Origin of the sequence: Cryobacterium sp. M91, from assembly GCF_002929615.1 — a bacterium.
Lineage (GTDB): Bacteria > Actinomycetota > Actinomycetes > Actinomycetales > Microbacteriaceae > Cryobacterium > Cryobacterium levicorallinum.
On sequence record NZ_PJJT01000071.1, the window covers coordinates 16,408 to 27,792 of the forward strand.

Genomic DNA, 11,385 nt, shown 5'->3' on the forward strand with positions numbered 1-11,385 from the left:
CCTACTCGAGTCCCTTGATCACGAAGCTGTCGGTCGGCGGGTCGGCCAGGTTCGGGTCGAAGTAGATATCCGGCTCGAGATAGATGGTGCGGGCCAACGGCACGGCGGCTCGAATGCGGGTCTCCACGGCGTTGATATTCGCGGCGACGTCGGTAAAGCGGTGGTCGCCGTCAAAGGCGAGTTTGGCGCCGACCAGAATCTCGTCCGGGCCGAGATAGAGGGTCTTGAGGTGAATGATGCGCCTGGTCTCCGGGCCGTCGAGAATGGCCGCCTCGATGGCATCGAGATCTCTCCTGCTGGCGCCTTCGCCGACCAGCAGGCTCTTGGTCTCAATGCCGAGAATGATCGCGACCAGCACGAGCAGCGCGCCAATGGCGAGCGTGCCGATCGCATCCCAGATCGGCTCGTCGGTGATGATGGTCAGGCCGACACCCACGAAGGCGAAGGCCAGGCCGGTGAGCGCCGCGACATCTTCGAGCAGTACGACGGGCAGCTCGGGCGCCTTCGCGTGCCGCACGAACTGCACCCAGCTCTGCTTCCCTCGCACATGGTTCGATTCCCGAATCGCGGTGCGCAGCGAATAGCCTTCGAGGACCATGGCGATAGTGAGCACCAGAATCGGTAGCCAGACATTTTCGAGCGGATGCGGGTGCTGCAGCTTGTCGAAACCCTCATAGAGCGAGAACACACCGCCGATCGAGAACAGGATGATCGACACCACGAAGGCGTAGACGTAGCGTTCGCGCCCATAGCCGAACGGATGCTCCAGGTCGGCCCGCTTTTTCGCCTTGCGACCACCGAGCAGCAGGAGCAACTGGTTGCCGGCATCCGCTACCGAGTGCACCGCCTCCGCCAGCATCGAGGAGGAGCCGGAAAAAGCCCAGGCCACGAACTTGGTGATGGCAATGCCCAGATTGGCCGCGAAGGCCGCCACGATTGCCTTGTTTCCGCCCGATGCGCTCATGGGATCATCTTAGAACCGGCGCCAGCTGGCGGAGGCTGCGCTCAGGTGGGGCGTTTTGGGCACCTCGATGACGGAAAAAGTAGACTGATCGGATGACTTCTTCCCCGAATGTGACTCTGCCCACGATCGCCTTCCTCGGCGCCGGCTCCATGGCTCGCGCCATTCTGGCCGGCCTGCTGAAGCCCGGCGTCACCGTTGAGGGCGGCATTCGCGTCACCAACCGCACCGCGGTCAAGGCCGCCGAGCTGGCCGACACCGACGGTGTCACCGCCTACGCGACCGAAATCGACGCTGACGCGAACCTCAAAGCCATCGACGGCGCCCAGATCGTCATCATCGCCGTCAAGCCGTACATGGTCGCCGATCTGCTGGCGGAAATCGGCACGTCGCTCGCTCCCGGCACGCTCGTGCTGAGCGTCGCGGCCGGCGTCACCATCGACACCTTCGAATCGCTGCTGCCCAGCACCGTGCACGTCATCCGCACCATGCCGAACACGCCCGCCGTCGTCGGCATGGCCGTCACCGGCATCAGCGCTGGCACCCGATCGACCGACGCTGACCTCGAACTCACCCGTGCCCTGTTCGCGACCGTCGGCGACGTTCTGCTCGTTCCCGAGAGCAAGCTCGACGCCCTCAGTACCATCAGCGGCTCCGGCCCCGCGTACGTGTTCTACCTGATCGAGCAGCTCACCGAAACGGCCATCGCCAAGGGGTTCACGCCCGAAGAAGCGGCCATCATGGTCAACGGAACCTTCCTCGGTGCGAGCTCGCTGCTCGCCGTTTCGGACAAGTCGCCGAGCGAACTGCGCCGCCTGGTCACAAGTCCGTCCGGCACCACCGAGCGCGCCGTCTGGGAGCTCGAAAAGGGTGGCCTCAAGGAACTCTTCGACACCGCAACGGATGCCGCCCTGGCGCGTGCGAAGGAACTCGCCGCCTCCTAGCGCCTACAGCCCCTCGGCGATGGCGGCCGTCGCCTGCAGCCAGGCTGAGCGGGTGCGGGGCGCCAGCGCGTCGACGTTGAGCGGTCCGCCGCCGACCAGCGAAGCGTCGTAGGGAACGTCGACGACGGTGCGGGTGAGCTGGCGAAAGTGGTCGTGCAGGCGCGCGGACAACTGCTCATCCGCGGTCTTCGACGGTGAAGCGAGTACGGTCACCGCCTGGGCGACCTTGTCGGCGTGCCCCTTCTGGCGCAGGCCGTCGAGCAGCGAGGCTGCACCGTAACCGGTGTCCTCGCGGATGGTCGAGACGATCACGAGCTGGTCGGAGGTCTCCACGGCCGCCTCCCAGTTACTGGCCCGCATGTTGTTGCCGGTGTCGATGACGAGCACCCGGTAGAAGCGGCTGAGCGTTGTATGCAGTTTGCGGAATGCGACATCGTCGATGCTCGCCGCTCCGGCCGGATCGAGGTCGGAGGCGAGCGCATCGAACTGGGCGTCGCCCTGCGACCGTACATAGTTGTCGAGGTCGCCCACCCGGGAGCGAGCATCACCGAAGCGATCCAGGTCGCGCAGCAGATCGACGGCCGTATTGGTGTGCCGAGCGGCCTGGGCGCGTACGCCCAGGGTTCCCATGGTCTCGTTGTTGTCCCAGGCGAGGGTATAGCCGCCGCGATAGATGCCGAACGTTGCCGCAATGAGCAGCGTTGCGGTTGTTTTGTGCGCCCCGCCCTTGGGGTTGAGGACCACGATCGTGCGGGGACCGTTCAGACTGCGCTGCACGGCGCTGATGGCGCTGCGCTGCATCTGCTCGGCGGGACTCGGCGCGAGCGAGACCAGCCCGCCGGTGAGGCGGCGCATGGCGCCCTGCCAGCCGTGCTCGGCCGGACCGGTCGGTGCCGGCGGCCGCGAGCTCAGAAAATCGGCGAGGTTGGGCGGGACGGTGGTCGATGTCGCGGCGGCCGCGGCAGCGGGCGAGGTAACGAATGGCGAGGTGGCTGGACGTGATGTGACCGGCACCGATGTGACCGGCTCTGACGCGACCGGCGCTGACGCGACTGGCAGCGACGGTGTCCGCTCTGCTCCGCCGACGGATGCCCGCGGCTCCGCGGCAACAGCCAGAGGAGCGAGCAGGGATTCGAACAGGCTGACGGGTTCATCGTCGGGTTCATCGGCGGCGGCTTCTGCGGCGGGCGGCTGCAGCAGCGCAGCAAACGGGGTGCGCGCATCCGCTTCGATCGGCACGGCAGACCGCGACGAACTGTTCTGCACGGGGAGCGGCACGGTGTGCGCGGGCTTGGGATGCCGCCCGACGACGACCGGTCCGGCGGACTCGACGCGTCCGTTCGGGTGCACCGTCAGCGGCCAGTCGCCCTGCTCGTCGCTGACCTGCAGCAGCACAGACTGCCCGCGGGTGCGGGCAGTCTCGACGACGAGACCGATGATCTCCTCGCGCACGCCGGCCTCATCGTTGCCGGTCACCGTGCGCGTTGCGCCGTTGATGGTGACCTCGCCCGTCGTATCGGTTTGCACTTCGGCGATGATGTCAGCGGTGGTGTCAGGCACCGTGAATCCGGCCTCGGGCGCAACGGTATCGGGGAGCGCGGGAACGTTTCGTGACATGGATGAGCCTTTCCGTCCTCGGACATGACGCCACAGGCAGCCTCGCCGAGCTGCGACGAGTTATATCCGTAGTAGGAGAATAGCCGGTCGCCGTCCACGAATTGGAGGATTATTCACCGAATCCGGGTGCATTCCGCCAGAACGGATGCTGATCGGTTAAGATCCGAGCGCCGCGAACCGCTCGATGTCGGCTTCGGCGCCCGACACGATGATGAGGTCGTGGTTGGAGACCACCGTCTCAGCGGTGGCATAGGTGAACGGCTTTCCCGGACTCTTCACGCCGACCACCGTGACGTTGTACTTGCGACGCACGCCGGAGTCAACCAGGTTGAGGCCGCGGATCTGCTTCGGCGGGTACATTTTCACGAGGGCGAAGTCATCATCAAACTCGATGAAGTCGAGCATGCGACCCGACACGAGGTGGGCAACGCGTTCCCCGGCCTCGGCCTCGGGGTAGATCACGTGGTTAGCGCCGATGCGTTCGAGGATCTTGCCGTGTGACTTGGAAATGGCCTTGGCCCAGATCTGCGGGATCTTCAGGTCAACCAGGTTCGCCACGATGAGCACGCTCGCTTCGACCGAGGCACCGGTTGCGCAGACGGCGATGGAGAAGTCCTGGGCGCCGATTTGCTGCAGCGCCTCGAGGGAGCGGGCATCCGCTTGCACAGCGTGGGTGACTCGCTCCGACCATTTCTGCACCAGCGCCTCACTCGTGTCGACCACGAGCACTTCGCGGCCGAGACGGTCGAGCTGGCCGGCTGTGGCAGCACCGAAACGCCCGAGCCCGACGATGAGTACGGGAGCGTCGTGTTTGATGCGATCAACCAACGATGGGCCTCTCTTTTGGGTGTTTGAACAGTTGCCTGCTCTGCCTTGCGGCCAATGCTGCCGCGAGAATCACTGTACCAACCCGGCCCATGAACATCGTGGCCGCCATCACGTACACGCCTTCCGGTAAACCACCATGCCGAAAATCAACAGGGCGATCGAGCGGTTCGACGGCCAGCGAGCCTGGCCAAAGTTGCCTGACTGAACGGACTACCCAATGATCGGGCGTTCTTCCGGGAGCGAGTAGAGAACATTGCGTTGTTTGAGCGCAAGGGCAGCAGCCAGACCGATCGGGCCAATCCGGCCGGCCAGCATGAGGAGGCTAAGCACGTATTTTCCCGCCGGGTGCAGCTCTTCGCTGAGCCCAACAGACAGGCCGCAGGTAGCGAAAGCGGAGATAACTTCGAAGAGGATGCGATCCAGCGGCTCATCGCTGATCATCATGATGAGCCCGGTCGCCACGAGCACGAGCGTGGCGCCTAGGAATGTGACACTGATGGCGAGCCGCAGGGTGCCGTCGGGAATCGTCCGTCCGCCGATCATGACGCGCCTATCGCCACGCGCTTCCGCGACGATGGCGAGGAAGAGGACCGCGAGCGTGACCACTTTGATGCCTCCCGCAGTCGATGCGGATCCGCCACCGACAAACATCAATGCGTCCGTCATGAGGAGGGTGATCGGGTTCGATTCGCTCGTGTCCGTGATGGCGAATCCGCCGGAACGCATCATGGTCGAGGCGAATAAGGCGTGGAAGAGCTTGTCCGGGATGCTGAGGTGTTCGATTGACCGTTCATTTCCCCATTCCATGGCTCCCCAGGCAACCGCTCCGGCGATGAGCAGAAGTGTGGTCGTGCCGAGGGTTAGCTTGGTGTGCAGGGTCCAGCGCTTTCTATTCCACTTGTGTTGGATCAAGGTCAGATACACGGGGAAGCCGAAACTTCCGACGAATACTCCAATCATGATCGGGGTCAGAATCCAGTAGTCGCCATCGAACTGGCCGAGGCCGCCCGCATGCGAGACGAAGCCGGCGTTGTTGAACGAGGAGATTCCGTAGAAGAGTCCGTGCCAGACGCCTTCCCACCAGTTGTCTTCGATCATCACGAACCGTGGGATCAGGACTGCCACGAGTGCCGCTTCGATCGCTAGCGTGGTCAGCACCACGGTGCGAAGCAGGCTGCCGACCTCACCGAGCCTCGACGTGCCGAGGCTCTGCTGAACGAAGACCTTGTCGCCGAGGCCCAGGTGCCGAGTAACCGCCCGCGCCAGGAGCAGGGCAATCGTGACAATGCCGAGCCCACCAATCTGGATAGCGAGCAGAATCATCGCCTGTCCGAAGAAAGACCAGTGAGTTGCTGTGTCCAGCGTCGTCAGGCCCGTCACTGTCACGGCCGAGACGGCGGTGAAAATGGCATCGGGCAGGGGCGTCCGGTTCCCATCTGCCGCAGCGATCGGAAGAGACAAGACGATGGCGAAGAAAAGAGCGGCCGCGACGAAGATGAGTGCTGCGGCCCGGGAGGGCGAACGCTTCACGAACTCGCGGATCAGGGACCGAGGCTCCTGCGTTTGACTTGGTTCGGAGTGGGCGTGGTGCATGGGGATTCTCCGCTCGACGATGAGGGTCGCTGACCAAACTCGTCGACACTCTAATGACTAAATTAAGCCGCAGGTATCGATCCGGCCCGCCATCGGTCCGAGAGTCGTGACCTTGGTGCGCAACTGCCAACGATATCGATCAGGGCAAGCTCATTAATACCGTGTGTGAACAATAACGCCCTCACGCGGTCCCGGATGCGCACCAAAATAGAGAGTGGGTGGGGGAGGGACGGCCCTGTCCCGGTTCTCGACAACACCTGGAACCCCCGATTGACCTGCGACCTGTGCCAGTTTGACATGGTACTACCCAGCGGTGGTTTTTACCCAGTACGAATGACTACCCTGAGGGTATGGCAGACATCTTCACCGTGGTGGCAGACTCGGCGCGACGCGACATTTTGCGCATCCTCTTGGAGCGGGCTGATCCCGCCGGCGAGCCCGGGAGCGCGGGGCGCAGCGAACTGAGCGTGTCCGACATCGTCGGTCATCTCGGGCTGAGCCAGCCGACTGTCTCCAAGCACCTCAAGGTGCTGCGTGAAGCCGGTCTGGTCACCGTGCGCGAAGACGGGCAACACCGCTTCTACCGACTGGAATATTCGCCGCTCGAGGAGATCGAGGATTGGCTGATCCCGTTCCTCAGCGTCGACTTCGATCAGGCCGTCAAGACCGCCGATCTGGAGGGTGAGGGGTTGAAAGACGAGCAGCGAGCCTTCGCCTCGGCCATCGGCAAGGCTTTCGCCGACGCCTCGCAGATGTCCCAGGTGGTCAAGGATGCGACCGCGAAGAAGTGGCGCAGAAACGGTTGAAATCGGGCATTTCGCGTTCCCACGACCGGCCCGATCCGACGGTTGAGTAGTTGGAGAGCGTTTTGTCCGATAGAATGGTGTTTTCGTGTCAGTCGCGGGCCCCGCGACTAAACCAATACTTGTGAGGTCCGTGTGGGTTCTGTAATTAAGAAGCGACGCAAGCGTATGGCGAAGAAGAAGCACCGCAAGCTGCTTCGCAAGACTCGCCACCAGCGTCGTAATAAGAAGTAGAACGACTCCTCGTTGTTCTGTGAGCAAAGCGCTAGCCCTTCGGGACTGGCGCTTTTTGCTTGCCTGAGAGACGGCTGGGCGGAGGAGTGTTCCTGCGCGTTGCACCGGTAGCATAGCGTCGATGTGCCATTACCCCGAATGGGGGTGGCGGTGCCATGGTGCGCGGCATCACTATTGATGGAATACGTGGGCGTTAGCGTCCGAGAGGCTACACCCGTGAACTACGCTCCCTCGGCGCTCTTGCGTCGATGTACTGCTGCCATAATCATCCCGCTGCTGGTGCTTGCGGGGATTATACTGCCTGCCAGCACTTTCACGGCACAAGCGGCCAGTGCGGCCGCCACGCTCGCGGCGAGCGCGCAAGGCGCTGCCATGGCTGCGGATCCCGCTGATCCCCGCCAATCAGTGATCGTGCAGGCGGCGTCATCCGCTGCCGGCGTCGCCCTCGCCGAGGCTCAGAGCCGGGCGGGCGTCAGGATTGACAACCGCTACCGCGCGGCATTCGCTGGTTTCTCGGCCAAGCTCACCGCGGCCCAAATCGCGCACTTGCGCAGCAGCCCCCTGGTCGAGCGGGTCGAGCTGGATACCGAAACTCACATCGACACGTTGCAGCCGGATGCCCCATGGGGACTAGACCGCATCGACCAGCGTTCTTCGGCTCTTTCTGGCACCTACGACTACGGAACGTCAGGGGCTGGCGTGACGGTCTATGTGATCGACTCGGGAATCCGGCTTACCCACACCGAGTTCGGTGGCCGTGCGACGAGCGGCTATGACTTCGTCGATGATGACAGCGACGCCGGCGATTGCAACGGCCACGGCACGCATGTCAGCGGCACCATTGGCGGTACGACCTACGGTATTGCGAAGTCCGTGAGCATGGTCGCCCTCCGCGTCTTCGACTGCGGAGGGAGCGGCTACGTCTCGGACCTGATCGCTGCCGTTGACTGGGTCGTTACCTACCGGTCAGGCCCCTCGGTCATTAACATTAGCGGCGGCGGCGAGTCCAACACCCTGCTGGACGAGGCAGTGGAAAACGCCTCGGCAGCCGGCGTGCCGGTCGTCGTCGCTGCGGGCAACAGGTCGCAAGACTCGTGCGGTACCGCCTCTCCGGCCGAGACGCCCGCGGCGATCACCGTCGGCGCAACCGACGAGGGCGACTACCGGTCGAGCTACTCCAATTTCGGGGAGTGCGTCGACCTGTTTGCCCCCGGTAGCGGGGTTCGCTCCAGCTTCATCGGGTCGGATACTGACAGTACGCTGATGAGCGGTACATCCATGGCAGCGCCCCATGTTGCTGGTGCCGTAGCGCGGTACCTACAGGTCAACGCGTCGTCAACTCCCGCGCAAATCGACGACTTTCTTTCCGCACAGGCAACGCAGGGGGTGGTCTTCGACGCTCGGTCAACGAGCAACTATCTGCTCTACGTCTCGCCGGGGAACAGCGACGTCTCGCTGGGGAACAGCGACGTCACCCCGCCGACCGTGACTAGCCGGGTGCCGGTCGTCAATGCACGGTCGATCAGCCAGACGGCGAACATCTCGGCGACGTTTAGCGAACCGGTCATCAATGTGACGGCGAGCTCGTTCTCACTGCGCTCCCAAACGGCAACGGTAGCTGCGGCCGTGACCTACGCCTCGGGGACAAACGTCGCCACGCTCAACCCGTCGTCGACCCTCGCAGCGGACACGCTCTATACCGTGACCGTGACCGGTGTGCGTGACATTGCCGGCAACGTGATCGCCGGCACGAGCTGGTCGTTTCAGTCGGGTCCGGCACCCACGATCATCGCGGCGGTCCCCAGAACGGATGCCCGCGCAATCAGCCGGACCGCCAACGTCACGGTCACCTTCAGTGAGCCGGTGACGAAGGTTTCGACGACCACGATCACGATGAAGACGGGAACGACGCTCGTGCCAGCGGCCGTCACGTATGACGCGACAACCCGCACGGCGACCCTCAACCCCACAGCCACCCTCGGCGCCGACAGGCTCTTCTCGGTCAACGTGTCTGGCCTGCTGGACGCCGTCGGCAACCCGTTAGTGCCCACCTCCTGGTCGTTCACGTCGGGGCCGGTACCCACTATTACCAGTGTCAGCCCGGCATCGGGGGCGACATCCGTTAGCCGTACCGCCAACGCGACGGCGACCTTCAGCGAAGCGATCATCGGCGTGAGTTCGTCAACGGTAAAATTGACGAATGCTTCGACCGGCACGGTTATTACGGCAGTGAGGAACTTCAATTCGACGACGAAAGTTCTCACGATCAATCCCTCCGTGACGCTCGCGTCCAACACGCTGTACCGGGTGACGATTACGGGCGGTACCAGTGCGGTGCGGGATGCGGCCGGCAACCCCCTTGCAACGAAAACCTGGACGTTCCGAACCGGCAGTTCCATCTAACAGAGCATGGTCTAGTCGAGTAACCGCGGCCTCGTAGGCTAGACCCATGCCCACCGCACACCTCACCCTGATCGGCAAGCCCGGTTGTCACCTCTGCGACGACGCACGCGACGTGGTCGGCAGCGTTGTGGCCAAGCTCGCCGATGACGCATCGGCCCTCACTATCACGCTCGAGGAACGTTCCATTCTCGATGACGGCGAGTTGCACGACCTCTACCTGGAGGACATCCCGGTGCTCCTCATTAACGGCCAGGTGCACAATTACTGGCGCATCGATCCGGTGCGCCTGCGCACCGCCCTACTGGAGGTCTCATGACCATTCGTCACATCGTCTGCTGGAAACTCAGCGCTCTCACCCCGCGCAAGAAGGCCGACGACGCGGCCCAGATCGCTGCCGGCTTGAACGCCCTCGTCGGGGTTGTGCCCGAGATTCGCGCGTTGACGGTGGGGCCGGATGTTGCCGGCAACGAGAACTGGGACGTCGCGCTGATCGCCGACTTCGACGACCTCGAGGCCCTCGACCGCTACCAGAAGCACCCGGAGCACAAGAAGGCTGGTGCGTTCATCCGTACCGTCGTCGCCGACCGCCTGGCGGTCGACCTCGAGGTCTAGTTGATCCTTACGGCTCGAGGCGGGTCGGGCCGCGGAACAGGTAGGTGACCTCGCGAATCGACGCCTGGTGCAGCATGAGCATCAGTACGCGCGCGAGGCCCATGCCGAACCCTCCGTGCGAGGGCACGCCGTAGCGGAAGAAGTCCAGGTAGCCCTCAATCTCCTTCGGGTCGAGGCCCTTCTCGATCGCCTGCGCTTCGAGTACCTCGATGCGGTGCTCGCGCTGGGCTCCGGTCGAGATCTCGGTGCCGTTGAAGATGAGGTCGTAGCTCTTGGTAATCGACGCGTCGCCCTCGTGACGCATGTGATAAAACGGGCGAATGCTCGAGGCGTAGTCGGTGAGGAACACGAATTCGTGTCCGTACTTCTCGGCCACGTAGGCGGCGATCTGGCGCTCGCCCTCCGGGTCCATGTCGTCGTCGTCGCGGGGAACCTCGTAGCCACGGCTCTTCACGATCTCCTTGGCCTCGGCCAGCGGGATGCGCGGGAACGGCGTGCTCGGAACGGTCACCTCGACGTCGAACAGGGCCTTGACCTCGTCGCCGTGCCGGGCCTTGACGGCGGTGAAGCCGGCGACCATGAGGTCTTCGTGCAGCTGCATGACGTCGTCGTGGCTGTTGATCCAGCTGATCTCGGAGTCAACACTGGTGAACTCGGTGGCGTGGCGGCTCGTGAACGAGGGGTCGGCGCGGAATGCCGGGCCGACCTCGAAGATCTTGCCGAAGCCGGCCGACTGCGCCATCTGCTTGAAGAACTGCGGGCTCTGCGCGAGGTACGCCTTCGTCTCGAAGTAGCCCACCTCGAACAGTTCGGCGCGACTCTCGCTCGCGCTGGCCATGAGTTTGGGGGTGTGCAGCTCGATGAAGTCGTGCTCGATCCAGTACGTGCGCAGCGCGTGCTCGAACGTGGTCTGAATGCGGAAGATGAGGTTCTGCTTCGGGTTGCGCAGGTCGAGGAAGCGCCAGTCCATGCGCTTGTCGAGGCTCGAGTCGGCCGCGATCGGCGTCTCGGGGATGGCGGCGGACACGACGGTGAGGGTGGCCAGCTTGATTTCGATGCCGCCGAGCTTGACCCGCTCGTCGTGCTTGAGCGCACCGGTCACCGTCACGAAGGTGCCCTGGGCGAGACCCGAGATACTGGTCGCCGGCTCGTCGGCGACGACCTGGCCATCGGCATCCGTTGTGCGGGGATTGACCAGCTGCACGGCGCCGGATTCGTCGCGCAGCACGACGAATTGCACTTTTTTCTGGTCTCGAACGGTATCGACCCAACCGGACACCGATACGGGGCCGTCGTCGAGAGCGGACAGGTTCTTGATTAATACGCGCGAAGTCACTGTTCGAGCTTAGCCGGAGCCGCCCAAGGTCCCCGCCGAGGGGAGCCCGGTGTA

General features: G+C 63.8%; 11 protein-coding genes. 6 read left to right on the forward strand and 5 right to left on the reverse strand.

The window, feature by feature from the left end:
- Position 1 precedes the first annotated feature (1 nt).
- Positions 2–964, reverse strand: coding sequence for a cation diffusion facilitator family transporter (locus CXY80_RS03545; RefSeq protein ID WP_092448439.1), 963 nt, complete (start codon positions 962–964; stop codon positions 2–4).
- Positions 965–1,056: 92 nt separating this feature from the next.
- Here CXY80_RS03545 and proC point away from each other — a divergent pair, with 92 nt between their 5' ends.
- A complete protein-coding gene (gene proC / locus CXY80_RS03550) occupies positions 1,057–1,905 on the forward strand; it encodes a pyrroline-5-carboxylate reductase (RefSeq protein WP_104131636.1) in 849 nt (282 codons plus the stop codon).
- A gap of 3 nt (positions 1,906–1,908) precedes the next feature.
- Here proC and CXY80_RS03555 read toward each other — a convergent pair whose 3' ends face one another.
- From CXY80_RS03555 to CXY80_RS03565, 3 genes are all read right to left on the reverse strand, one after another.
- Complete coding sequence (locus CXY80_RS03555; protein ID WP_233194911.1) at positions 1,909–3,522, reverse strand: chromosome partitioning protein; 1,614 nt, start codon at positions 3,520–3,522, stop codon at positions 1,909–1,911.
- Positions 3,523–3,678: 156 nt separating this feature from the next.
- Positions 3,679–4,350, reverse strand: a complete 672-nt coding sequence (locus tag CXY80_RS03560) for a TrkA family potassium uptake protein (protein WP_092448437.1) — start codon at positions 4,348–4,350, stop codon at positions 3,679–3,681.
- Between the two features lie 210 nt (positions 4,351–4,560).
- Positions 4,561–5,880 (reverse strand): TrkH family potassium uptake protein, encoded by a 1,320-nt coding sequence (locus CXY80_RS03565; protein WP_233194913.1) that lies wholly within the window; start codon positions 5,878–5,880, stop codon positions 4,561–4,563.
- A 413-nt stretch (positions 5,881–6,293) separates the two neighbouring features.
- Here CXY80_RS03565 and CXY80_RS03570 point away from each other — a divergent pair, with 413 nt between their 5' ends.
- From CXY80_RS03570 to CXY80_RS03590, 5 genes are all read left to right on the forward strand, one after another.
- Positions 6,294–6,749: a helix-turn-helix transcriptional regulator gene (locus CXY80_RS03570; protein ID WP_092448435.1), complete on the forward strand. Its 456-nt coding sequence runs from the start codon at positions 6,294–6,296 to the stop codon at positions 6,747–6,749.
- 132 nt (positions 6,750–6,881) lie between these two features.
- Positions 6,882–6,980, forward strand: a complete 99-nt coding sequence (locus tag CXY80_RS03575; protein ID WP_003792170.1) for a 30S ribosomal protein bS22 — start codon at positions 6,882–6,884, stop codon at positions 6,978–6,980.
- A 372-nt stretch (positions 6,981–7,352) separates the two neighbouring features.
- Positions 7,353–9,383: an Ig-like domain-containing protein gene (locus CXY80_RS03580; RefSeq protein ID WP_158251557.1), complete on the forward strand. Its 2,031-nt coding sequence runs from the start codon at positions 7,353–7,355 to the stop codon at positions 9,381–9,383.
- 46 nt (positions 9,384–9,429) lie between these two features.
- Positions 9,430–9,699: a glutaredoxin family protein gene (locus CXY80_RS03585; RefSeq protein WP_104131638.1), complete on the forward strand. Its 270-nt coding sequence runs from the start codon at positions 9,430–9,432 to the stop codon at positions 9,697–9,699.
- Positions 9,696–9,995, forward strand: coding sequence for a Dabb family protein (locus CXY80_RS03590; RefSeq protein ID WP_104131639.1), 300 nt, complete (start codon positions 9,696–9,698; stop codon positions 9,993–9,995). The genes CXY80_RS03585 and CXY80_RS03590 overlap by 4 nt, the downstream gene beginning before the upstream one ends.
- A gap of 7 nt (positions 9,996–10,002) precedes the next feature.
- Here the strand turns inward: CXY80_RS03590 and aspS are convergent, their stop codons facing one another.
- Entirely contained in the window at positions 10,003–11,331 is a 1,329-nt protein-coding gene (aspS, locus tag CXY80_RS03595; protein WP_104131640.1) for an aspartate--tRNA(Asn) ligase, read from the reverse strand.
- Between the last annotated feature and the right edge of the window lie 54 nt (positions 11,332–11,385).